Raw genomic sequence first — 23,621 nt, 5'->3', positions numbered from 1 at the left:
TCTAATTCCTGATGCCGGTACAGGCAGGGTAGCGGCTGCATCCCCAAAACCCACGACCAGCCCGAGGTCCGCGCCGCGCCGTTCGGCGCCTCATGGGCGAACCACACCGCGGACAATTCGGGATGCCTTGAGGAGGCGTTGCAGTTGCGGATGTCCAAGGGGCGGCTACCGGTGAAATGGCACCCGGGCCGCGTGAGCATAGCGACGGCGAAGCCGGCACGTGGGACGAGTGCAGCGACGAGACCGGTCTCTTGCGGCACCCGGGAACGGGGCAGTGCTAGCGGTCGCCGTAGGCGAGCCCCTTTTCCGAGTGCCCCCGGCGAGGAGCACCTTAGGTCTTGCGCGAGGGATCGTTACCCGAATGGGCCGAGACAGAATGGCTCGGTGAGCCTGCTCATAGAGCCCGGTCCGTGAGAGCGGACGCGCCGTCAGCCAGCGCCTTGGATTTGACTTTCTGGATGATCTTCAAACTATCCAAACAGGTGCGCGCTTCGCGAGAATAGGGCTCCGCTGCGAGGTATGCTTCGGTCGTCGCCCCTAGCGCATCATCCCATCGCTGTAGGGCCAACAAAGCCTCAGCGCGAATTAGCTTCGCATCCGCATTCCTAGGATCACGTTTGAGTGCTGCATCGGCGTCGAAAAGCGCAGGCTCGAACTCCGCGCGATTGATGGAGGCGCGGGCCCTGACAGCAAGAGCTTCAGGACACTCAGGCGATTGGGTCAGGATTTTATTGGCAAAGCTCGCAGCGTCCGCGAAACAGTTGAGTATGTTGAGTGCATCCCCCTTAAGCTTTATCGTGCGTGGATGTCGGGGATCTATTTGAAGAGCCTGATCGCAAACTTTAAGTATGCTGTCCCATCGATGCATATCCGCGAGGATTTCCAAGCGAACGATCTGCGCGGTCAAATCGTGCGGCGCTTCCATGAGACATCTATCAGCTTCTTGGAGAGCACCATTGTGATCTTTGCGCCTGAAAAGTATATTTGCGAGAGCCGAGCGCGCCTTATAATGATCAGGGTTGTGCTTCAGTGCCGTTCTGAAATCCTCCGCACTGTCTGAAAAACCGCCCCAGTTCGCGCGGCCCCGGAGGTACCACCCGTCGGCGTCGGCCGGATGGGCCGCGAGGTAGCGACCGATCACTTCAAGCGCCTTCAGATTGTCTCCCTTGCGGAGAAGCCCCTCGCAGATGACCGGCAAGGCGCGGGCGTCACCTGGATCATTTTTCAACAGCAGATTTGCCTGTGCGACGGCCTCGTCTATACGACCAAGTTCGACAAGTGCCGTCGCTTTTTCCAGCTTTTGCTCCGACGTAGCTGCCTCGACTCCTGCGGCCGCGAGCGACGCTTTTCGAATTCGCTCAATGTTAGTTTGGACCTCGACCGTCGATCCGCGCGAAATCAGCCGGGCAAAATCATTTTCAAAATCAATAAACCCACCGATGGTGGGTGGTTCCATGTTACGCATGTTGGCGGTGAATGCATCATCAGGATCCTCCGCATACCCCTCTAAATCATCATCCATCACGTCTTGCTCACCGAGGAGGCTTAATCGCATAGCCGCGCGAACTCGGGCGAGGGCCTGAGGTACTTCATCAAGGGCAGCCGGAGCCTCGCGCTTGTCAGGAAGGGGAATAGATTGTTTCAGAAGTTCGACGACGGCGTTGCAAGCACTGAGCACGGCTCGATCGAGAAATAGCTCGTTTGTAAAGACCGCCTCGATCGCAATCCGTATGTCGCGTCCCGCACGCTCGTTGCGAAACCATGGAGTCCTGCGAGCGATCTCAGAGCAGACAACTTGGGGCGCGATTTCTTGGAGTCGAACTAAGTCCTTGCGGTCGAGCAATGGAACATCCAAGGCTGTCAAGAACTCATCCAAGTCGGTCGGGGTAAGCATAGTTGTGTCGGCGGGACTGAATGCAGCCCGGACCGCCTTGTTAACGCTGCGATATGCAGTTCTGAGCTTTACATAGACATCCCTGTTAAGCTCATGCCTTTTTTCGGCAAACAAGCCAAAGTCCTTCAACAGCTGCTGCTTCTGAAGGTCCAGCATCGCTTTTGCCTGTTCTAGCTCTCGATCAAACTTTGCCTTGATCGTGCCTTCAAGGATGAGCCGGAGCACTGCCACAAGCGCAATAATGAGTATAGCGGCCGTCGGGATCAGCTTTGCCAGGGTTAGCGGTCCGGTGAACAGCTCAGAAAGAAACCTCAACCATTCCTTATATGACATCCATCGTCCCTTTGGTTCACGGCGAACTCCTTAGCTATTCAAATCAGTCGGTACGACAATGATCGGCCAAGACACGCATTCGCAAAATCCACAGCGCCCACACTATCACAAGTCGCCCGGTAGTTGCGGCACACTCTGGCTACGTCGGAAGCTAATCTTTGCATCGGCTCGTAACCCCTGGCTCGGTAGCATGCGCGTAGAGCCTGTCCACGAAGCGGACTCCCGGCCAGAAAGAGTTAAACCGCGCGGTAAAATACCAACTTGCTTCGCAGGGCGGATTTAGATGCCCGGCGAGGCGACCAGAGGCTTGCGTTTCTGAACGCAGACAGCCGCTTCGTAAGGAAGGTCCCACCTTTCCGTACACCGCGCGAAAAGAACAACAGCCCGGCCTCCACTGGCATCGAGAGCCTGATTGGCAAGTTGCTCCAGTGATTGCTTGAGTTGGGGTCGGAGCTGCTCAGGAAAGACATAAAACCCGACACGTGCTTTGTGCTCTTGTGACGGCTGGATCTGCATAGAGCTGACATGTTCCGGGTCGCGATAGTTCTTCCGGACCATGGTGCGCAATATGTCGAGTGAGCGCTCTATGCGGCGCTGCTCCGAAGGATTTGCCGCGCCGAGCAAGTGAATGCCGACGGTTGTCCAACCCATGGGCCGCTTCTCATTCAGCCGATCGATGATCTGCGTGAAGAGAGGACTCAGCATTGCCTTAGGCTTTAGTGCGGTAATCCCGGCATTCAGGGCGTTGTAGTAGCGGTCGATAGGGCCGGACAGGCCTGCAACATTGAAAAGCAGGTCTTTGTCCGGAAGAACGAAGTTGAAGCCGTTATCAAGATAGATACCGAGATAGTCCAGCTCGTCGCCGAGCAGATGATGGGCCTTCTGGAAATAGTTACGCTCGTTCAAGTAGTGCAACAGCAGGAGCGGCTTATCGAGAATGTCGACGATGCAGAGAAGATCGGCAATCAGCAGCGTCGGTGCGAGCTCGTGATCCTCCGGCACCCAGCCGACCTTTTTGAATTCGGCTTCAGCCGAGCTGAGCACCGAAAGATCGTCGAGCGTAACGGACAGCCGTATAACCCGGTCGACTGACGCCGGATCAATCCCTAATCCCGCTGTAATGGCGACTGACTCTTGATCTCCCGCTTGCGCCCTAGCAATCACGTTGGCAAGTCGCTCCGACTGTATCGAAGGATCGAGAACCATCTCCTGGATATGACGTTTGACGCGGGCGGGTGCTCCACGCAGGCCTTCTGGTGTTAGCCGGTTTGCCTTCGCCTCTGCGGCAATCACGGTCCGATCGATAACGACCAGGACGTCCGTCTCGAAGCCCTGATCGCCAAGTTTCCAGGTGGCGCCGGGCGTTATCTTCGCGCCCGGAAGCGCAGATCGCAAGGTCGTTTCGAGTTTCTCCTGGAGATACGAGGAGCGTGTTTTTTCCACGGCCTCCTTGAGCCCCGCAGCGCGTGCGAGCCGCTCCATGATGCGATGGATATGGCTGAACACGGCCATGGGAATCGGCAGGAAGAAGCGATCTTCGAGATCAATTGCCGGTGTTTCCCAGACAGGATTTCCGAGAAACAGATACTCGGTCTTGGCTTCCGAAAGAGAACCCGGTTTAAGCGAAATGGCCCGCAAGATTTTTTCGACCACTTGCGGCGAGCGGCCAGACAATTGTGCGAGGCCGTCGGGTGTAAATGTGCCGAATTCGGCGATCCGCAGGTCGTAGTGAGACATCACGAACGCCTTGGCGCTGTCCAGGTCAATCCCCGGCATGGCCGCAAGCATCTTCTCCGGATCTCCAACGAGACCCGGCACATTTTGAAAGTAGAGCCGGAAGATCTGCCGGGGATTTCGTCCTCGAAGAACCCGGCGAAACCGTCCCCAATGTTCCGTTTGCCGCCGTTCGTACTCACGCAGGGCGCAATGCATCACCTCGTTCAGGTCCGTACAACTGAACCCATGATGCGCGACAAAAGAGGCATCGAGCGCCCCGTAGAGCTCTTTCGAAATCTGGATGACGGAGAGAAAGTGCGCCCAGTTGCGCACCGCCATCGTGTGAAGGCGAATGCGCTCCTGTAATTCGAGAACAGCCAGCTCTTGCGGGTCGGATATTTTCTGGCCGTCGAGCGTTCGCTCCAAAAAGAAAGTATCTGACAGCTTCGGCATGCTGTCGAAGACGGTCTGCATGACGTGCGGGCGCACGGGAGCCGGTCCCCACTGGTCCAGGGGAATGGACAGAACAATTGCCTGAAGAAGCTCGGCGTGGTGTTGCAGGACGTCGGCGACGGGCTTGCCCCTGGAGCTGTCCTCAGACCCAAATGTCAGAAGCCCGTACCCGGCGTAGCAGGCGAGGATTCCAACAGGGTCATGGTGGCAAAGCTGGTCTTTGACGAGCTCGAGTGTCTTGGGAAACTCGGCCACCGCAGCCAAGGCCGCTTCCGTCATGGCGGCTTTGAGCTTCGGATAATGTTCCTCGGGTACAGAAAATGTGTCGAACCTGATTTTGGTACGTTCTTCCTTGCGTTTGCCTGCCTTGTGCCGCCGATTTCGTTTGCTCATGCGCTACCTTAGCAACAAGCGGACTCGCGGAATATCGCCATGCTTGCGATTTCCGCCAATCGACTGCGGCCTATTCCAGAAAAATTCGCGATTGCCGGTAGCGGCTTCGGCGTACTGATCGATGGCAATGATGATGGCCTGCACATGATGGTAGCACCATCCCTCATGGACGCCGATGCGCCTGACTTCCGCCAGTGCTTTGAGAAATGGAGGCTGGTCGGTGCTGTCGGTGAAATACTTCAGTTCACGCATCACCATCTCCGACCACCCAGCACCTTGCCCTTGACCGGCCCCGGCTGAAGCTTCTTCAGGGCGTCGCGTTGAGCGCAGAGATTTTCGATTTTGGCCTGCATGCGCGCGAGCAGCGCCTCGGCTGACGCCGTGGCAACACCGGCCCGCTGAAGCAGAAGGATCTCCCTGCGCTGCCGACCGACCTGCGAGCGCATGCGCTCGATTTCACCCCGGATGAAGTCAATGTCCGGCATGTCCCGCCTCTCAAACCTGGAATAAAGTCATGAGAACAAAAACGGAACATACAATCAAGTTAAACGTTGGGAGAAGCAGCGGAGGCAGAAATGGCCAACAACAACACCGAGAAAGACCCCGAGGACTGGGTTTCCGGGGATGATCCGATGACCGGGGCACAAGCCTCATACCTGAAGACCCTCAGCGAACAGGCCCATAAGCCCGACCCGACGGGGAAGAAACTCACCAAGGCCGAGGCATCCGAGCTGATCGACCGGCTCCGCGAAGAAGCCGGTCTGGAAAAGTAGCCGCATCGTCCACAGACGCTGGGAACAGGTGGACAAGCCGAAGCTCCTCCATTTGCGAATCCCTGCCTTGTGGTAGCCCGCCGGAACGGGAGGCGGGCTATCCGGATTCGTCCCGCGTGGCAGGAGCGATCCGATGCTCATTATCAAAGAGCGGGGACCGACGATCCGCACCGTTGAGGGATGGGCGCGGACCGTGCTGCTCGAAGCGGGTGCTATTCGCGAGTGCGAAGAACATGGCTGGATGAAGGACCGTGCCGATCCGCACGCTCGCGAGCGCGCGCGGATCATGGCTCGCGAAGAGCCGGCATTCGGGCTCACGTCCGAGGAGGCGGTGAAAGCGATCGACGCAGTGCTGTCCTCGGTTGGCGATACGTGTCCGGAATGCCCGCCCGATCCGTGAGATACTGGGCGGACGGAGGATCGCGCCGAGCCCTCATTTTGGACTTCTAACCCGGCTAATGGCGATCGGAAGAGGGCGCCGGGAGGCAAAGAGATTTCGCCTCCCATCCAGAATTGTTGTCTTGCCGGAATCCCAAGCAGACGGGGCCGCGATCTGCACCACCGGGTCGCAAGCGGCTGGGCTACAGGCGTGAAGACGAGAGCGCTGAACCAAGTACATCGCAAATTCCGCCCAGCCTAGATCAGGAAATTCCCGGCAGAGGCTTGCCTTGAAGCCTTTCGAGGTGCGAACTTGCACAACCGGGGGGAGCATCATGGTCGGCGTCGATTACAGCGCGTGGATGGTTCAGGACGGCGAGCTACGGCGGCGATACGTTTACCAGGACTCGAAGACCAAGAAGTACATCGCCACGATCTATCTCGATTGCAAGATTGAGCGAGGGACCGCCGAACCGCTCACCTTTCTCTCTTTCATGTTCACACCTTTCCGGGTCGTTGACGGCCTCGACCTCGGCCTGTCGCTTGCGCCTCTCGACGGCGGCCGCCCCGCGCCGGTGGGAGTAAACGTCACCTCGGTCGATAATGGCCAGGGTGCGCTGATGTCACCGCGCACGCCGCAGGGGTTGAGACTGCTGCTTTCGCACCTCCTCAGTGGCAAGCAGCTCAAGTTCGGCATCTTCCAGGGCCCTGAACAGCTCGTAGATATGCCATTTTACAACGACCCGGAATTTACCGAACTGCATCGCGCGCAAGTAGCAGCATTGACGACGAGGGGGAAAAACGTGTTTCTGGCGAAGATCACTGGGGTCATTCCCAAAGGCATGAATCTGCCCGCGCCCCCCATCGAGACGCGTGAGTTCGACAATATCACCGCGGCCAAGCAATGGTTGCTCGGTGAAGCGCTGACCAATCTTCCAACACCGGTCAACAATGTCGAGGTCTTCGAGAACGGCCAGTCGGTCTGGCGTGAATGGCACTGGAGCCATGACGCTCTGAAATCAAAGAACGAGCTTTGGTGGGATGCGAAAGACCCGGGCCGAAAGGAACGAGAGGCCGCCGACAAAGAGCGCAAACAGAAGATCGAGGCCGGGCTTATCCCGGACAGCCAGCTTTCCCTGAAAGAGCAATTCGAGAAGGCGAACCCGCGCTGGCTTGGGCCTTACTTCGCCTGGCTCCCGACAAGCACGCTCGATGCTGGGACCATCTGGATGACGCAATATTGGGTGCGCGCTACGCTAGGCCTCAAATACAAGAACAAAGGCTGGTTTCCGGACAATGATTAGGGAAAACAACAGAGTTGCGCTGGCATGACTTGATCGCTAGGCCGATTTCCGCTGCCGCGACGAGGGCTTCTTTGTCGCTGCTTCCTTCTTCGGCTTCTTGCCCTCAATCGACATCAGCATTTCCTTCTGCCCGATGGATGCCTTGCGCGCCTTCTTCGTCGTTTTCCCGGACGCCCTCTCCTCGCCGACACTACGGCGCAAGGCCTCCATCAGATCGACGACGTTTTCGCCGCGCGGCCGCTCCTTCGGCGCGATCGGCTTCCCGGCACGCTTGCTGTTGATGAGATCGATGAGCGCGGTCTCGTAGTGGTCCTCGAACTTCTCGGGCTCGAAGCGGCCTGCCTTCTGGTTGACGATGTGCTTGGCGAGATCGAGCATGTCTTTAGTCACTTTGACGTCCTGGATCTCGTCAAAATACTCAGCTTCGGAGCGCACCTCGTAAGGATAGCGCAGCAAATTGCCAACAAGGCCTTTGTCGAGCGGCTCAAGCGCGATGACGTGCTCACGGTTGGTGAGCACCACGCGCCCGATCGCGACTTTATCCATCTCGCGGATGGTCTCGCGAATGACGGCAAAGGCGTCATGGCCGACCTTGCCATCCGGGCGCAGGTAATAGGGACGGATCAGATAGCGCGGATCGATTTCGCTACGATCAACGAATTCATCGATCTCGATGGTGCGGGTGGATTCAAGCGCGATATTCTCGAGCTCTTCCTTCGAGACCTCGATGAAATTGTCCTTGTCCAGCGCGTAGCCTTTGACGATGTCTTCGTTGGCCACCTCGTCGCCGGTGTCGGCATCGACCTTGAGGTATTTGATGCGGTGGCCGGTCTGGCGGTTGAGCTGGTTGAAGGAGATTTTCTCGGATTCCGAGGTAGCCGGATAAAGGGCTACCGGGCACGTAACGAGCGAGAGACGCAGGAAGCCTTTCCAGTTGGCGCGGGGAGCCATGAACGCAGAACTCCGATTGGGAACAGCTTGGATTCAAGACGAACGGGACAGCAAGGTTCCGACAACGGGCCGCCAGATTAAGCCATTTGACCGGGTCAACGGTACGGACTTGGAAAGTCGGCTGGTTCACATTCCGGACCCTACAATCTGTGATATAAATCGGCATTTGGCGCACTTTGGGGGCTAGTGTGCGATGCCGAAGAATATTGTGATTTTTTCCGACGGCACGGGTCAGGCTGGCGGCATCAATTTCGATGAAGCCCGGACCAACGTCTACAAACTCTACCGGGCCTGCCGCGTGGGGCCCGATACGAAGATCGAGCCATCCGAACAGGTGGCATTCTACGATCCCGGTCTCGGCTCGGCTTCCGATGGGGGGCATTTCAAGATCGGCTGGATGCGCTGGCTCTACAATCTGGCCAGCATGGCGACGGGCCTCGGGATCACCCGCAACATCGTCGATTGCTATGCCGCCATCATCAGCCTCTACGAGGAAGGCGACCGCATCTTCCTGATCGGCTTCAGCCGTGGCGCCTATACGGTCCGCTCGGTCGCTGGCGTGATGACCTATTGCGGCATTCCGCGGCATCTGCCTGACGGCTCGCCTCTGCGGCGCGATCCAAAGGGCATCCACAAACTGGCTGAACACGCGGTCAAAGACGTTTATCAGTTCTGCCCGTCCTACAGCCGCAAGGAGGTTCAGGGCTATCATCAGTTCTTGATCGAGACGCGCGATGCCATCGCAGCGCAATTCAGGAAAGAGCACGGCTGCTCTCTCGTCGAGAACGACATGGAGCGCGCCGATGTCGTCCCCTACTTCATCGGCGTTTTCGACACGGTCGCCGCACTCGGCCACAAATTTCTCGGTCCGGTTCTGGTGGCGCTTGGCGTGGCGCTCGTGATCGGGCTGCATTGGCTCGGCGGGGCCCTCGAACCCTTCCTTCCATGGGCGGGCTGGGCGGCAAGGGCTCTGAGCTATCTCGGTGTCGCGGCCGCGGTTATCGCCTTCCTCCTGAACTATCTCAAAATCGCGCCACCGTTGCCGGGCTATAGCTTCTGGTCGCGGCTGAGGACGCTGCATTTCGCGCCGGCCAAGCATAAGTTCTACGACACGACTCTGAACCCGCATGTCGGCTACGCCAAGCACGCGATTTCAATCGATGAGAACCGCGCCGACTTTGCGCGGGTCGGCTGGTCACCGACGGCCGCCAAGGCAGGCGTGCGTGATGAGCACGGTAATCTCTATTTCGAACAGGTCTGGTTTCCGGGTGTGCATGCCGATGTCGGCGGAGGCTATCTGGAGAATGAGGCACGTCTGTCCGACGTCGCCCTCAACTGGATGGTGGCCGGTGCTTCACTCATTCCGGATGGGCTGAAGCACGACGGCAGCGTTTTGCGCCTCTCGCCAAACCCTGCTGGCCAACAGCACAATGAGCAGGCGGGCAGTTTTCTCAGAGCAGGCGTGCGGAAGATCCCGGTTGACGAGAAGACGGGAGTTTCGGTGTCACCGATGCACAAATCGGTCTATCGGCGCTTTGAGGCGGGACCGGTTCTACTCTACGACCGCATGGCCGCTTATCGCCCGGACAACATGCGGGTGCATGTCGATTTCAGGCGCTATTTCGATCAGAGCACTGCGCAACCGCCTCAATGTGTTGCCGATGATATCGAACTGAAATGGAAGAATGGAGGCTGCGTGGGCCGCGTTTGACCTGCACCTTTCTTAGAAGCATGTTGCCCGCGCGAGGCGCACAACCTGCCTGATGACCATCCGTTGAAGATGCTCACCCGATTCCGCAAAGTTTCTTGAACTCGAGAGGGGTTTCGGCATTGCCGTCCAGGCCAATGACGCCCGTGCCTTTCAGGAAGAGGTCCAGAGGCTCTCCCTGCAACGAGTAGAGCTGGCCGTTGCGGACGGTCGCGATCTTTCGCTTTCCCTCGGCAGCAACGAAAATATCGCCGTTCTCGATCCAGGCGAGTTGCTTCCCGTTCTCGTCATAAATGTAGTCGCTCATTTGTCGGTTCCTTGCACGCTCGCGATAAGCTCGCCAAGGTTAGGCCACCCGATGATTAAAGTCTCGGTCAGCGCGAATAATCGCCAAGGCTGTAGTCGAGCTGACGAACGGGAAAGTACGTCAGCCGGGTTATCCAGCCATCCAATTGATTGACCCCCGCTCCGCTCTGACCGACACCAAAGGTTGAAGAGCCGCTCGAAGCAGTCGCCCGTGCGACGTTACCGATAGACGCGCCATTTTGATAGAAGGTGAAGCCAGGCGATGCAGACGGGCTATAGGAGATAGCTGTCTTTACAAGAGAACCAGCCGTCGGTTTCGTCCCACCGAGAGTTGATGTTCCGGTACCGTCGCCCGTCACAGCACTCGGCGCATTGCTACCCTGTCCTCCCGCTCTTTCTGCGAGCCGATAGTTTCCACCATCGCTCCCCAGCGACGACTTATAACTGCCCGCGTTCACGTTATCGATGCGGAGGCGCGGATAGTTGTTTCCGCCTGTACCGATATTGCCAATGATATCGAGTACATCCACTTTCCCTGTCGTCGCCGTCGTGTAGAGCGTAAGCATGTTGGTCGGGGTCACCGTTCCGATCCCCAGCCTCACGTTCGTATTGTCCCAAGTGAAGTTACTGCTGCCCGCCAGCGCATTCGAGCTATTGAACTGAACCTGGCCGCTCGAGCCACCAGCCGCCGCAGTCTGCGAGACGACGCTCCAGACGTTTGAGGAGCATTTCAGAATCTGGCCGTTGGCGTCGGGCCAACCATATTGGATGGTCGAGCCGCTACACGACTGGCCGGACGTACCGACAGAGAAGCCCGGCGGTGTCGCAAGCTGAGCCATGGCAGGCCCGGCGCCGAGTATGCTCAGAAGCTCAATTAACAGAACAATCGCGCGCTGCGCGTCGCACGGTCTCATTCAGCCTTATCGAGACTGACATTTCGCCAGCCTGTTCCATCACAGAGTTGCAGATGCTTGCCGGCGTACCGTAGTGAGCCTTCGTTCCTGCCCGAGCAGCCGACGCCCGACGATCCAACCTTGAGCTCGCCTTGATAGACGTCGAGATTCGCGTTTGGCGAAGCCGTGCCTATGCCGACGCAACAGTGGTTGGCGCCCGAGAACACCATGCCGCCGATCGGATTGGTTTGAGGCTGAGCGGTCTTCGGCTGATTAGCCGCCGCCGCGCCATGCGCGAGCAAGCCGACGACAAGAGAAAGGACACAAACGCAAAGCTTCACAAGAACTCCCTTCCGGAAAGCTCGGAAAGAACACCGGGAAGAGACCCTTCCACTGGCGAGCTCGAGACTTGATGAATCGTGTCTGGACTTCGCCGCCCGCTCCCGGCCCGTAGGCCGAAAGGCAGCGTTGTCCGGTAACGCTACGTACCGCTAGACATGAGGTCATCACACCCCGAAGGCAGGCTTTCTCTGCCCTCACCTCGACACTGCCACGGCGATTGGGCGGGTCAATGAAGTTCTGTTTGCGCCGATGGGACCTCGATAATTCGCAAGCCTGGCAAGAGCCAGACGAATCGATTTCGGTAACTAATGCCGGACCACCGGGGAGCTTTGGCTAACTACAAGGGAGCAGATCGGCCACTGCCATCACCGCGCAGTCGACTCCGGCACCGGATGATCGAGGGAGGTCACTGAAACGATTGCCTTGAACTCCTCAAGGATCTCGGGGTGATTTTGATCAAGATAGCGCTCGACCTTCCGGTTGGCGATCAGCTTCGATATGTAACCCGAGGCAATCACCAGATGCAGGACATCCTCGCCATAGGAGGCCTCGACAGCCTTGAAGTCCTGCTGAAGCGTGCTCATTTCGCGTTCCATGCGCGCCAGTTGTTCTGGCGTCATACCATCGATCCGTTTCACTCGTTCGGGCTTCGCCAAATCAGCCTGTTTCGTCGCGGCGAGAAGCGCCCGCGCATAGCCGACCGTGAAGTTTGAGGCCGACAACATCAATTCCGCGACTTCGATCTGGCGCATCAAGCCCATTTTGCGCATCACATCGAAAGTCACCGTGCTGACCATCTTGTCCTTCAGCATCTCGATGACTTCGGGACTGATGCCGTCCAGCATGGCCCGCCGCCGCTTGATGTGACCGATATTGACATCGAGCGCTTTCGCCAGCTTTTCCTCCGAAACACCCCTCGCAAGTGCCCGCACGATCATGAAGTATTCCTGGATCGTCGCGAGGTGATTGATGCGCTTGTTATAGGTGAACGTCTCATCGTCATGCGCCAGAATGCAGCGGGCCGACGTTTCGCCGCGATCCATGAGAGCCGCGCGGCGCCAGTGGCCGTCGAGCAGGAGATACTTCCCGCTTTCGTCGGGGTGCCTCGACAAAACGAGCGGCTCGATCAATCCGACTTCGGCAATCGACTGGGCCACGCGCTTGTACCGGACAAGCCTTTTCGTCTCGTCGGAAATTTGCTTGAGCGGCAGGATCGAATCAAACGGGAGCACAATGATGTTTTGCTCAAAGGCTATCCGGACGTCGGCCATGCTCATGACTGGCCTCCTGCACCTTGGAGCCGCTCGGCGATCGGACGAGGCAGCGTATGCAACTCCTCCCCCTGCAACAGCTTAACGAACGGGGCCTCTCCCATCAGCATTCGCAGGGCGTTGACCGCAAAGAGCAGCCGGCTCTGCGCAAGGCCGGCCTTTTTAACGAGCAGTTTCTGCCGATCGGCCTCTTTCTTGTAGGCGCGCACAAGGGCTCCAGAGGTTACGCGCTTTGCCTGTTGCCGCGGCCCCGTTGGGGTCTTTGCCTTGCCGAGCAGGTTACGTTGTTCAATGATTTTGCGGATTGCGAGGACCTGATTGCCGGGAATCGCATTGGTCTCATAGGCTTCGGCAAGGGCCTTCTGGACGTCGCCGTCCTTGGCCTTTGCAATCTCCATGGCGATGCTATGGGGAATGAGCCCTCGATCTACCGCGGCCAATAGCCGTTGCTCACCATTCTCCAGGAGGGAGCAGATTGCGTAGACATACTCGGTGCTGAAGTCGATCTTGGCCGCAATCTGCCCAATCGAATAACCGCGCTTCTTGAGATTGCCGATCTCGGAGACCAGCTCCAGAGGAGAATGATGCCGCCGCGCGAGGTTTTCGACCAGACTCATCACGAAGCAGTCCTCTTCGGAGGCTTCGATGACAATGGCCGGAATTTCCGTTTGACCAAGGGCTATGAAGGCTTCCAGCCGGCCCTGACCGCAGACAAGATCAAATCCGTGACCATTGCGGCGGCTAACCGTGATCGGCTTCTTGAGGCCAAGATGGGCGATGCTCGTTACGAGCTCGCCGAAGATGCGCTTGTTGCGTGATCGAGGATTGAGGACCCTGATGTCCGTTACAGGAATTTTGATGATTTCCGGAGCCGTTTCGTCGCTCATGCGGCAACTCCTAGTTCGTTGCGCGCGCTAAGTCCAAAGAGCGCGTCGAGATCGTCGAAGCGATAGGCGTCCAGGTAGATACCATTCTCCTCCGCAAGCCTGAGCCGATCGGCTGACATATCGATGCTAGGCAGGAGGTAGTAGTCGAGAATCACTTTGTTCTCTCCGTCCATGCGGATCGCGATGGTGATGTCCGGTCGCAAGCCGGTATCGAGCCTGAGCTTCCATCGCAGAAAGCCGGCCGGAGTGTGCAGGCAGCGGGCAATCACGATCGAGGCCGTAAATTCACCGTTGATCGTCAGAATGTCCGTTAGCTCATCGAACTCGACCGTCCCGCCGGCGCCGCGTATTCCCGCCATCGCTTTCTCAAGAACGTCCGGAAACATGGTCCGGAGCGCTCGATTTGTCTCAATATACTGGTAGTCGCGGCCGGGATCGTATCCAACGAGCTGGTAAGCCCGGATGAGGCTGCCAAACCGGGTTCTATAGACGGAGCTTGAAGGCATTTCGTCCATCTCGTCGATAACCAGTCCGGAAAGGTGCCCCTTCTGCTTCAGAAGGGTTGTGAGTCGTTCCAGCATTTCGGCATCCGTCAACCGCTTGCTGCGCTCCTCGATGATACGCCTAGCAGCAAGGAAGAAGTCGCTGTCGATCACTGCATCAAACACATGATCGGCGCGTACCCACATATCCGGCGGATTGATCACACGCGCCTGCTTCAGCTTGAAAGAAACGCGGTTATAGACGTTGTTGCCCACATATTTTTCGTTGGTGAGGATCTGGTGGATTGTCCCACGGGTCCAGGGCCGACCAAACTCGTTCGGAATGCCTTCGAGATTGAGCATGGCGGCGATCTCGGCCTCGGATTTGAGCTGGAGGACGAAGCATCTGTAGATGCGCCGCACCAGCTCGACTTCCTGCGGCGGTCCCGGCTTTAGGATGACCCGGTCGGTTTGCAGGCTCTTGTATTCTCCGCGGCCAAGATCGGCCTTGGGCGTGCGGTGTTCGTCGATCAATTGCCGTCTAAGACCATATCCAGGGGTGCCGCCCTGCCGGAATCCAAGACCGATCAGCCGGCACTGCCCGGCGAAGACCTTGGCTGAGAGTTCCCGGCTGTATTCGCCGGCCATCGCCCGCTTCATGCTTTTTATTATTGTAGAGGACAGGCTGCCGTCGTTTTCGAACTGCTCGGCGCAATACTGGACCCGGATGCCCGCTTCCTTGCAGGTGTATTCGTAGTAGGCGCTCTCGTCGGCATCGGGGAAGCGGCCCCAGCGGCTCACGTCATAGACCAGCACGACGCTAAAGTCGGTACGGCGGTTTCTGACATCTTCGATCAGTTGCTTGAGGGCATCCCGTCCTTCGATCCGCAGGCCGCTGCGGCCTTCGTCGGCATAGGTGCGAACGATCGTGAAGCCGTGCCGGGCGGCGTAGGCTGCGATCGCATCCTTCTGGTTCTCCGTCGAATACTTTTGATGGTCCGTGGACATGCGCACATATTGCGCAGCCCGTGCCGGGCCTTTGGTTGGCTCCTCGGCATTTGCTTGTTTGGGACGTCGCACGGAAAGCTACTCGGTCATCGATCAACCTGAATTCGGGTCGAGCCTCGCGGATAGCTCAGCGTAGCCAAGGGAGAGCTGGAATGTCGCTTCCGAAAAAGGACCGAAAGATTCAGTCCGTTTCAGGAAACTCTCCTCCCAACGGGCCAACAGACCTGGGAAGCGCGGAGTTTGCACGCGAGATCGCAGACGCTCTTCACAAGGAGTTTGGCGACACCCACGCCGCCGTTAAAACAGTTGTTGCGCTGACCAAGGCCAACGAACGCGCGGTGAAGAACTGGTTCTCGGCCAAGAATGGGCCAACGGGTCGACACCTGGTTGATCTCGTACGCACGTCGGACGAGGTCCTCGAAGCCGTATTGCGCATGTCGGGCAGGAACGACTTGATTTTGGCGAAGAAGCTCGGCGATTCCAAACAGACGCTGATCAAGATGCTCAGCCTTATCGGCGAGCTCCAGAGCTAGTTCGATCAAGTCGCACTTCTCTGCCTCTCAGGAAAGCGATACTGCTCACGGGATTACGCGATATTACGCAACATTCCCAAACAGACCGATTTCGATAGCTGGCAAGGTCCGTTAGCCTGCCTCCGATTCTGCAGGAGGGGTCCATGAGCAGCATCACGCGCATCGCCAATTTCGTCCGCTTGGTCGTCATGAGTGGACGAGCCGTATTCCTCGCCTTCGTTGGCGGCTTGATGATCGGCTTCGCAGTCTGGCTGGTCCTGCCGTCCGGCAGTTCGTGGTTTCCGGATGTGATTGCAGCCTATTTCGGCTGGAAGGGCCTTGAGGTAATCGGTATCGGACTCGAACCCTTTGCGCGCAAGCCAGACTTCCAACAGATTACAGGCCCGGGACGAAACCTCCCGAGCCGTTATGGAAGCCGTGGCATGCAAGCCAGTGAGCAGGGGCGGTCCACCCGCTACGCTCGTTGATAGGGCCGCCCAAAAGCGAGATCGCGCATGGTAATGGCCTCGCAAAACTAATCGGCGTCAACCGGACGAGCATTTGTAACGATGGGGAATGTCTTGCAATCGTAAGTGCGAGGGCCGGTTAACGCGCTTCTTTCACAGGGCTAGAGCCATGGCTTCACGGTTATCCACCATACCAAACGGTAGCGCCACGCTTCAGGCCGTATTCTTCAAGTGCATCGGCCCGCTCCGTCGGCGACCCTCACCCTGTCCGCCAAAGATACTATCGAGAATTGAAGGCAGCAGGGCGTCAAGCTCTGCGCCAGCTTCCATTTGCAAGCTTCTCAACGCGGTGACGTGAGCCTGCAACGTCTCAAACCTAGCAACAACTCCCCGCTGTTCCTCGAGAGGAATCAACGGGATTGGCAATGCAGCTAACATGGTTTGGTTGATTGTAAATTGACCCGCCGTGGTGATCGCGAGGCGCTCCACATGAGATCGAGCCGTTCTGCCGCTCGCCATTGCAGCAACATAACGCGGATCAAAGACGGCAGGATCGAGGCAAACCTTTATTAGATGATCGTTGAAGCACAAGGCTTCCGGCGTCTCTGGAACGGTTATGAAGCGACCAACAATCGTGCGACTTCCGTTTACGCGCACGACAAGCAAATCTGTTGGAGTGACAGAGTATGTCGTAATTTCATCCTTCGTTAGCATACCGCGCCGCGGCGCTTGGAGGCTAACGTGTCCACTCGAAACATCCGCCAACCGAAGGACGATTGGACCTTGTTCTTCGCCGGAAGGGCGACGGGACAGTCCGTTCTTAAAGTACCTAACGCCGTGGCCTAAATTGCCTTCGCTTCGGGAAAGGCGACTTTCGATGGCACCAATCACGCCAGAAAGAACCAGTTGGGATTCAGCGATCGCCTCTTCTCGAAGTTTGCACACCTCGTCAATTTTTGCCTTGAGTTTGCCTATGGTGTCAACGATACGCCGTTGCACTGCCAGCGGTGGCACCGGCACCTGGATCGCTGCGAGCTTGTCGATACCGAGAGTGCGGTTGCGTCCCGCACCTCCGGGTGAGGCGTGCAAAAGCTGCTCGCGCCCTTCACCGCGGCTGAACCACCAGAACAGGAAAGATGGATCGGCAATTTCCCGATTTGTCACGCAGGTTAGAAAGCGATGAGAGCCGATCGTTCCTTCTTCCGTCGCACTGGCAACGGCCACGGCACCTTCCCAGGCGAACACAATATTAAACAGTAGATCTCCGGGCTCTATAGCGAACACCCGCTTTTCGCCAATCTCAAGGCCAGTGGTCGGGGGCTTATGGAAGATTCCCTTGCCAAAGGAGCGGATGCCGATTTCCTGGTAATTCGTTCCAGCATTAACAGTGACAGGTCTTCGTACTAATGGCGCAACTTCTGCCATCGGTCGTCGTGGCCAGTGATCAATCATGAAGCAACGCCAATCACTGACTTAATTTCACTTACAAGCTCGGCGATCCGTAGCTCCTTTTTGAGGATTGATTCGACAAGCTGTTCAGGGGGAAGTTGGTCAAGGCTCGCCTTAGCGCGAGGGTTCTTACGATCTAGGTTGCAATTCTCATTTAGCAACTCGCTCGCGGGAACCTTCCATGCTTGCTGATTTTCACTACGGTGATGCCACCAGTCGAGAGATGGATTAAATTCTTCAAACTGTATCGGCTGGGTTTTCGTGTAGTTCTTCCGGCCTTCGGGTAAGGGATGTTCATAGTACCACACTTCGTTTGTTGGACCCGAACGATCGAAGAACAGAATATTTGTACGAATGAGCGTATACGGCGAAAACACCCCGTTTGGCAGGCGCACGATCGTATGTAGATTGAACTCCTTTAAGAGCTCCTCCTTGATACGAGCGCACACGCCGTCGCCAAAAAGCGTGCCATCTGGCACGACCACCGCCGCCCTAGCCGACCGCCCCGCGCTCGTAGGCTGACGACGCAGCTTGCGCATAATGAGCTGGAGAAAGAGCAGAGCTGTCTCGGCAGTCTGCCTTCATCAGGGAAATTCCCCTGGATGCCTTTCTCCTCCTCTCCTCCGAAAGGTGGGTTTGTGAGAAGGACGTCGACACGGTCTTTCTCGCCTATTTCAGAGAGTTTGAACCGCAAGGCATTGCCAGGATCGATCTGCGGCGCGTCGAGACCGTGCAACAGCAGGTTCATTTGGCCAAGAAGGTATGGAAGTGACTTTGGTTCGCAGCCAACGATGCTTTCAGTCTGAAGCCGCTTCCGGTCGGCGACGGTCTTAACCTGTTTTGACAGATGATTAAAAGCTTCGACGAGAAATCCGCCTGTGCCGCTTGCAGGGTCGAGCACGGTTTCACCAAGGCGGGGATCACTCACCTCAACCATGAAACGCACTACGGGACGCGGCGTGTAAAACTCGCCGGAATCTCCCGCGGCGTCGCGCATCTCTCGAAGCATAGACTCGTAGAGCGCCCCGAGAGTGTGCAGCTCCTCCGAGGAGGTAAAATGAATGTCCGCGACTTTGTTGATTACATCGCGGAGCAAATAACCGCTCTTCATTCGGTTATCGACACTGCAGCCTGGCGCGCAGGGTTTTGCCCCTCGCCACCGGCCAGGACCTGGCCCAGAATGACCTCGTCGACATCCTCGGGCGCGATCTTGGCGCGCTCGAGGGCGCCCTTGATCGCCACGGCCCCAAGCTCATGGGCGGTCAGCGATCCGAACGCGCCATTGAAAGAGCCAACCGGCGTCCGCGCGGCGGACACAATCACTACATCAGTCATGACCAATTCCTCCCTTACGTTCGACCTCTCGCAATCCGATTGTTAGATGCCCCTGCCCTCTGCCACGGCGGTCTCGAAATCTGTCGGATCAATTTCGCGCTCGAGACCGACACGCAGCTTGTCGCGATCGAGTTCGCCCTCCCACCAGGCCACGACCACGCAGGCAACGCCGTTGCCGCAGAGATTGGTCAGCGCGCGGCATTCGCTCATGAACTTGTCGATGCCCAGCACGATCGCCATGCCGGGAAGCAGCTCCGGCCTGACGGCGGCGAGCGTGCCCGCCAGCGTGATGAAGCCGGCACCCGTAATGCCCGATGCTCCCTTCGAGGTGAGCATGGCAACGACGAGAATCGTCAACTGCTCGCCGAAGCTGAGCTGCACGTTCATCGCCTGGGCGATGAACAGCGTCGCCAGGGTCATGTAAATGTTGGTGCCGTCCAGATTGAAGGAGTAGCCGGTCGGCACGACCAGGCCGACGACCGGCTTGGAGCAGCCGAGGCGCTCGAGCTTCTCCATCATCTGCGGAAGCGCGCTCTCCGAGGACGACGTGCCAAGCACGATCAGCAATTCATCCTTCAGATATTTGAGGAACTTGAAGATCGAGAATCCGGCGACGCGGGCGATCAGGCCAAGCACCACAAAGACGAACAAGAGCGCGGTAAGATAGAAGGTCGCGATGAGCCCGGCGAGATTGCCCAGCGCCTGCGGACCATACCGCCCGATCGTATAGGCCATCGCACCGAACGCACCGATCGGGGCGGCCTTAACAATGATCGAGATCACTCCGAACATCGCGTGAGCCACATCATCGATGAACGCCCGCACGGTATGGGCGCGCTCACCGAGCCCCATCAGCGCAAAGCCGAACAGGATTGCAAACAGCAGGACCTGCAGGATTTCTCCTTGCGCAAACGCTCCCACGACGGTGTCCGGGATGACGTGCAGGACGAAATCGACCGACTTCATCTCGCTCGCCTGCTTGGCGTAGCTCGCGACAGCAGCGGCGTTGGATTGCCCCTGAAAGCCTGCTCCAGGCTGCACCACGTTGCCGACGATCAAGCCGAGTGCCAGTGCAAGCGTCGACACGATCTCGAAATAGACCAGCGCCTTGATCGCCACCCGGCCGACCTTCTTGACTTCGGAGATGTGGGCGATGCCGGAGACGACGGTACAGAAGATGATGGGCGCAATCACCATCTTGATGAGCTTGACGAAGCCGTCGCCCATCGCCTTGATCCACTCGTTCTTGCCGAGATCCGGCCAGAGCCAGCCGACGATGACGCCGAGCACGATCGCCACCAGAACCTGAACATAGAGGATCCGGTAAAACGGTTTCTTTTGCGCGATGGGCAGCTTCCCAGATGTCGCAGTGCTCGCTCCAGACATTCTATCTTCTCCCTGATCTCGCTATGCGCGCGTGCCGGCAGGCAACGTCATTTCTTCTTCTGCGGCGGCAGATCGGTGCAGTGGCCCTCAAAGACCTCCGCCGCCATGCCGATCGACTCGCCGAGCGTCGGATGCGGATGAATGGTCTTGCCGATATCCGCGGGCTCGCACCCCATCTCGATCGCTAGGCAGATCTCGCTGATGAGATCGCCCGCATGCGTACCGACGATCCCGCCGCCGATCACGCGATGCGTCGCGGTATCGAACAGCAGCTTGGTAAAGCCCTCGTCGCGGCCATTGGCGATGGCACGGCCCGAAGCCGCCCAGGGGAACACCGCCTTGCCGAACTTGATGCCCTCGGCCTTGCATTGGTCCTCGGTCTTGCCGGCCCAGGCGACTTCGGGATCGGTATAGGCGACCGACGGGATCTGCCGCGCGTCGAAATAGGATTTTTCACCATGGGCGACTTCCGCAGCCACATGGCCTTCATGCACCGCCTTGTGCGCCAGCATCGGCTGACCGATGATGTCGCCAATGGCAAAGATGTGCGGCACGTTGGTTCGCATCTGCCGATCGACGTCGATGAAGCCCCGGTCGGTCACCGCGACACCGGCCTTGTCGGCGCCGATCTTCTTGCCATTCGGGCTTCGGCCGACCGCCACGAGAACGAGGTCATAGAGCTGCGGCTCGGCCGGCGCCTGCTCGCACTCAAATCGCACCTCGATCCCCGCCTCGGTCGCCTTCGCGCCGACCGTCTTGGTCTTCAACATGACCTTGTCGAAGCGACGCGTGTTCATCTTGTCCCAGACCTTGACCAGGTCGCGGTCGGCGCCCTGCATCAGGCCGTCGAGCATCTCGACCACGTCGATGCGCGCGCCGAGCGTCGAATAGACCGTCGCCATCTCCAGCCCGATGATGCCGCCGCCGATCACCAGCATGCGCTTCGGGATCGATGTCAGTAGCAGGGCGCCCGTCGAGTCGACGATGCGCGGGTCTTCGGGCAGGAACGGCAGCTTCACGGACTGGCTGCCGGCAGCGATGATGGCCTTGGCGAACTTGATCGTCTTCTTGCCGCCTGCCGAGGTGACCTCGAGGTGGTGCGGGTCGAGGAAGGCGCCGACGCCGGTCACAACCTCGACCTTGCGGGCCTTGGCCATTCCGGCGAGGCCGCCGGTCAGCTTCTTGATCACGCCGTCCTTGAACGCGCGCAGCTTGCCGAGATCGATCTGCGGCGCGCCAAAGGAGATTCCGTGGTCCGGGAGGTGTTTGACCTCATCGACGACGGACGCCGTGTGCAGCAACGCCTTGCTCGGAATGCACCCGACATTGAGGCAGACGCCGCCGAGTGTGTCGTAACGCTCGACCAGCACGGTCTTCATGCCGAGATCGGCGGCTCGGAAGGCGGCGGAGTAGCCGCCGGGACCGGCGCCGAGCACGAGCATGTCGCATTCGATGTCTGCCTTGCCGGAATGGGATGCCGCGACAGGTGCGGCTGCCGGTGGAGCGGCGGCGGGCTTTGACGCAGCCGCGGGCGGCGGCGCAGCCGTGGCGCCCGCGGCCTCCAGCATGAAGATGACAGACCCCTCGCTGACCTTGTCGCCGACCTTGACCCTGACCTCCCTGACGACGCCGGCATGCGAGGATGGAATCTCCATCGACGCCTTGTCGGACTCGACCATGATCAGGCTGGTGTCGACCGCGACGGTCTCACCGGGCTTGACCAGGACTTCGATCACCGCGACGTCCTTGAAGTCGCCGATATCAGGCACCTTCACTTCGACCTGCTGAGCCATGCTGCCCTACTCCCGATCTCAGAACAGCACGCGCCGCAGATCGGCAAGCACGCTGGCGAAATAGACGTTGAAACGTGCGGCCGCCGCGCCGTCGATGACGCGGTGGTCCCAGGACAGCGACAGCGGCAAGGTCAGCCGCGAGGTCCAGGTCGCGCCGTCAGGCGAATGCTGCTTCCAGTATCCCTTGCACACGCCCATGATCGCGACTTCCGGCGCATTGATGATCGGCGTGAAGTAGATGCCGCCGATCCCGCCGAGCGAAGAGATCGAGAAAGTGCCGCCCTGCATCTGGTCCGGCTTGATCTTGCCTTCGCGCGCCAGCTTGGCGAGTGCGTTCATCTCATTGGCGATGTCCGGCACCGATTTCTTGTCGGCATCGCGGATCACCGGCACCATCAGGCCATTCGGCGTGTCGGCGGCAAAGCCGATGTGCCAGTAGTTCTTGTAGACCAGCGTGTCGCCGTCGAGGCTGGCGTTGAACTCCGGAAACCTCTTCAGCGCCGCGACGGCCGCCTTCACCATGAAGGGCAACAGCGAGAGCTTGACGCCGCTCTTCTCCAGCTCCTTGTTCATCTTCACCCGGAACTGCTCGAGCTCTGTGATGTCGGCCTCGTCATGGGTCGTGACGTGCGGGATGACCACCCAGTTGCGGTGCAGATTGGCTGCCGAAATCTTCTTGATGCGGCCGAGCTCCTTGCGCTCGACCGGGCCGAACTTCGCGAAATCGATCTTGGGCCACGGCAGGAGATCGATGCCGCCGCCGCCACCCCCGCTCGCCGCCGCAGCCTGCGGCTTGGCGGCGGGGGCACCACCCTTGGCAAAAGCCTCGACGTCCTCGCGCACGATGCGGCCGTGATTGCCGGAGCCCTTGACCTTGCCGAGATCGACGCCCATTTCGCGCGCCAGCTTACGTACCGCCGGGCCGGCATAGGCGAGCTCGAAGCTTTTTTCGTCAAAGGCGCCGACCACCGCCGTTTCCAGCGGCGGTGGCCGACGAGGACGCAGGCGGCGACACGGGAGGGATGTCGGCCTGCAAAGGTGCTGCCCCAGTTGCGAGCGACAGAATGATCGCGCCCTCGCTGACCTTGTCGCCTGTCTTGACCTTGATCTCGCGAACGGTGCCCGAGAGCGGTGCTGGCACTTCCATCGTTGCCTTGTCCGACTCGAGCGCGATCAGAGGATCTTCGGCCTTGACGCTGTCGCCGGGCTTCACGAAGATTTCGATGACCGGCACGTCCTTGAAGTCACCGATATCCGGGATCCGCACCTCGGCAACACCGGCCGGCGCGCTGACGGGCGACGGCGGCGCGCTGACGACGGGACGCGTCTCGGCATGCTCGCCCGCGCCCACGAACTGCACGATCACCACGCCTTCGCTCACCTTGTCGCCAACCTTGACGACCACGGACTTCACCACGCCATCGCGCGGTGACGGCACTTCCATGGTCGCCTTGTCGGACTCCAGCGCAACCAGCGGATCCTCGGCCTTCACCTTGTCGCCCGGCTTGACGAACACTTCGATGACCGGGACATCCTTGAAGTCGCCGATATCGGGAACCTTGATGTCGATCAGACCACTCATCGCTC

23 protein-coding genes and 2 pseudogenes are annotated in these 23,621 nt (G+C 58.8%); 6 read left to right on the top strand and 19 right to left on the bottom strand.

Annotated elements, in window-relative coordinates:
- Position 1: 1 nt before the first annotated feature.
- The 5 genes from ACVJ19_RS20150 to ACVJ19_RS20130 form a co-directional block, all read right to left on the bottom strand.
- Complete coding sequence (locus tag ACVJ19_RS20150) at positions 2-220, bottom strand: topoisomerase DNA-binding C4 zinc finger domain-containing protein (RefSeq protein ID WP_453950712.1); 219 nt, start codon at positions 218-220, stop codon at positions 2-4.
- A 174-nt stretch (positions 221-394) separates the two neighbouring features.
- Positions 395-2,227, bottom strand: coding sequence for a tetratricopeptide repeat protein (locus tag ACVJ19_RS20145; protein ID WP_453950711.1), 1,833 nt, complete (start codon positions 2,225-2,227; stop codon positions 395-397).
- Between the two features lie 279 nt (positions 2,228-2,506).
- Positions 2,507-4,789, bottom strand: a complete 2,283-nt coding sequence (locus tag ACVJ19_RS20140) for a hypothetical protein (protein WP_453950710.1) — start codon at positions 4,787-4,789, stop codon at positions 2,507-2,509.
- Between the two features lie 3 nt (positions 4,790-4,792).
- The gene (locus ACVJ19_RS20135; protein ID WP_453950709.1) at positions 4,793-5,041 is read right to left on the bottom strand and encodes a hypothetical protein; all 249 of its coding nucleotides are present in this window, start codon (positions 5,039-5,041) and stop codon (positions 4,793-4,795) included.
- Positions 5,041-5,274 carry a hypothetical protein gene (locus ACVJ19_RS20130; RefSeq protein WP_253710745.1) on the bottom strand — a complete coding sequence of 78 codons (234 nt, stop codon included), beginning with the start codon at positions 5,272-5,274 and terminating at the stop codon, positions 5,041-5,043. Before ACVJ19_RS20130 ends, ACVJ19_RS20135 begins: the two co-directional genes overlap by 1 nt.
- Positions 5,275-5,364: 90 nt before the next feature.
- Between ACVJ19_RS20130 and ACVJ19_RS20125 the strand changes: the two genes are divergently transcribed.
- The 3 genes from ACVJ19_RS20125 to ACVJ19_RS20115 all read left to right on the top strand — a co-directional run bounded on the left by ACVJ19_RS20125 (position 5,365) and on the right by ACVJ19_RS20115 (position 7,244).
- Positions 5,365-5,562: a DUF3072 domain-containing protein gene (locus ACVJ19_RS20125; RefSeq protein ID WP_253710748.1), complete on the top strand. Its 198-nt coding sequence runs from the start codon at positions 5,365-5,367 to the stop codon at positions 5,560-5,562.
- Between the two features lie 133 nt (positions 5,563-5,695).
- The gene (locus ACVJ19_RS20120) at positions 5,696-5,962 is read left to right on the top strand and encodes a hypothetical protein (RefSeq protein WP_453950708.1); all 267 of its coding nucleotides are present in this window, start codon (positions 5,696-5,698) and stop codon (positions 5,960-5,962) included.
- A gap of 313 nt (positions 5,963-6,275) precedes the next feature.
- Positions 6,276-7,244: a hypothetical protein gene (locus ACVJ19_RS20115; RefSeq protein ID WP_453950707.1), complete on the top strand. Its 969-nt coding sequence runs from the start codon at positions 6,276-6,278 to the stop codon at positions 7,242-7,244.
- Between the two features lie 36 nt (positions 7,245-7,280).
- Here ACVJ19_RS20115 and ku read toward each other — a convergent pair whose 3' ends face one another.
- Positions 7,281-8,195 carry a non-homologous end joining protein Ku gene (ku, locus tag ACVJ19_RS20110; protein ID WP_453950706.1) on the bottom strand — a complete coding sequence of 305 codons (915 nt, stop codon included), beginning with the start codon at positions 8,193-8,195 and terminating at the stop codon, positions 7,281-7,283.
- Positions 8,196-8,388: 193 nt separating this feature from the next.
- Between ku and ACVJ19_RS20105 the strand changes: the two genes are divergently transcribed.
- Positions 8,389-9,906 (top strand): DUF2235 domain-containing protein, encoded by a 1,518-nt coding sequence (locus ACVJ19_RS20105; protein WP_453950705.1) that lies wholly within the window; start codon positions 8,389-8,391, stop codon positions 9,904-9,906.
- 73 nt (positions 9,907-9,979) lie between these two features.
- Here the strand turns inward: ACVJ19_RS20105 and ACVJ19_RS20100 are convergent, their stop codons facing one another.
- The 6 genes from ACVJ19_RS20100 to ACVJ19_RS20075 all read right to left on the bottom strand — a co-directional run bounded on the left by ACVJ19_RS20100 (position 9,980) and on the right by ACVJ19_RS20075 (position 15,164).
- Positions 9,980-10,210 carry a hypothetical protein gene (locus ACVJ19_RS20100; RefSeq protein WP_453950704.1) on the bottom strand — a complete coding sequence of 77 codons (231 nt, stop codon included), beginning with the start codon at positions 10,208-10,210 and terminating at the stop codon, positions 9,980-9,982.
- A 67-nt stretch (positions 10,211-10,277) separates the two neighbouring features.
- Entirely contained in the window at positions 10,278-11,123 is an 846-nt protein-coding gene (locus ACVJ19_RS20095; RefSeq protein WP_453950703.1) for a hypothetical protein, read from the bottom strand.
- Entirely contained in the window at positions 11,120-11,443 is a 324-nt protein-coding gene (locus ACVJ19_RS20090) for a hypothetical protein (RefSeq protein WP_453950702.1), read from the bottom strand. Before ACVJ19_RS20090 ends, ACVJ19_RS20095 begins: the two co-directional genes overlap by 4 nt.
- 366 nt (positions 11,444-11,809) lie before the next feature.
- The gene (locus tag ACVJ19_RS20085) at positions 11,810-12,721 is read right to left on the bottom strand and encodes a plasmid partitioning protein RepB C-terminal domain-containing protein (protein ID WP_453950701.1); all 912 of its coding nucleotides are present in this window, start codon (positions 12,719-12,721) and stop codon (positions 11,810-11,812) included.
- Complete coding sequence (locus tag ACVJ19_RS20080) at positions 12,718-13,602, bottom strand: plasmid partitioning protein RepB C-terminal domain-containing protein (RefSeq protein ID WP_453950700.1); 885 nt, start codon at positions 13,600-13,602, stop codon at positions 12,718-12,720. The genes ACVJ19_RS20085 and ACVJ19_RS20080 overlap by 4 nt, the downstream gene beginning before the upstream one ends.
- Positions 13,599-15,164, bottom strand: coding sequence for a recombinase family protein (locus ACVJ19_RS20075; RefSeq protein WP_453950699.1), 1,566 nt, complete (start codon positions 15,162-15,164; stop codon positions 13,599-13,601). Before ACVJ19_RS20075 ends, ACVJ19_RS20080 begins: the two co-directional genes overlap by 4 nt.
- 80 nt (positions 15,165-15,244) lie before the next feature.
- On the opposite strand from ACVJ19_RS20075, the gene ACVJ19_RS20070 reads away from it, so the two are divergent.
- Together ACVJ19_RS20070 and ACVJ19_RS20065 are read left to right on the top strand one after the other, a co-directional pair.
- Positions 15,245-15,625: a hypothetical protein gene (locus ACVJ19_RS20070; RefSeq protein ID WP_024338924.1), complete on the top strand. Its 381-nt coding sequence runs from the start codon at positions 15,245-15,247 to the stop codon at positions 15,623-15,625.
- A 143-nt stretch (positions 15,626-15,768) separates the two neighbouring features.
- A complete protein-coding gene (locus ACVJ19_RS20065; protein ID WP_453950698.1) occupies positions 15,769-16,092 on the top strand; it encodes a hypothetical protein in 324 nt (107 codons plus the stop codon).
- A 192-nt stretch (positions 16,093-16,284) separates the two neighbouring features.
- On the opposite strand, the gene ACVJ19_RS20060 is transcribed toward ACVJ19_RS20065, so the two are convergent.
- From ACVJ19_RS20060 to ACVJ19_RS20030, 7 genes and pseudogenes are all read right to left on the bottom strand, one after another.
- Positions 16,285-17,496: a hypothetical protein gene (locus ACVJ19_RS20060; RefSeq protein ID WP_453950697.1), complete on the bottom strand. Its 1,212-nt coding sequence runs from the start codon at positions 17,494-17,496 to the stop codon at positions 16,285-16,287.
- A gap of 23 nt (positions 17,497-17,519) precedes the next feature.
- The gene (locus tag ACVJ19_RS20055; protein ID WP_453955167.1) at positions 17,520-18,050 is read right to left on the bottom strand and encodes an N-6 DNA methylase; all 531 of its coding nucleotides are present in this window, start codon (positions 18,048-18,050) and stop codon (positions 17,520-17,522) included.
- A complete protein-coding gene (locus ACVJ19_RS20050) occupies positions 17,939-18,631 on the bottom strand; it encodes an HsdM family class I SAM-dependent methyltransferase (protein ID WP_453950696.1) in 693 nt (230 codons plus the stop codon). Before ACVJ19_RS20050 ends, ACVJ19_RS20055 begins: the two co-directional genes overlap by 112 nt.
- A gap of 8 nt (positions 18,632-18,639) precedes the next feature.
- A pseudogene (locus ACVJ19_RS20045) lies at positions 18,640-18,855 on the bottom strand (thiolase family protein); the annotation flags it as partial.
- A 42-nt stretch (positions 18,856-18,897) separates the two neighbouring features.
- The gene (locus tag ACVJ19_RS20040; protein WP_456739416.1) at positions 18,898-20,241 is read right to left on the bottom strand and encodes a dicarboxylate/amino acid:cation symporter; all 1,344 of its coding nucleotides are present in this window, start codon (positions 20,239-20,241) and stop codon (positions 18,898-18,900) included.
- 47 nt (positions 20,242-20,288) lie between these two features.
- On the bottom strand, positions 20,289-22,034 hold the full coding sequence (gene lpdA, locus ACVJ19_RS20035; protein WP_453950695.1) for a dihydrolipoyl dehydrogenase: 1,746 nt from the start codon (positions 22,032-22,034) through the stop codon (positions 20,289-20,291).
- 18 nt (positions 22,035-22,052) lie between these two features.
- Positions 22,053-23,616, bottom strand: a pseudogene (locus ACVJ19_RS20030) (dihydrolipoyllysine-residue acetyltransferase).
- Positions 23,617-23,621: the final 5 nt, after the last annotated feature.

The organism is Bradyrhizobium sp. USDA 376 (genome assembly GCF_054063675.1).
The sequence above is the reverse complement of the archived record's forward strand: the minus strand, read 5'-3'. Positions and strand labels throughout refer to the sequence as shown.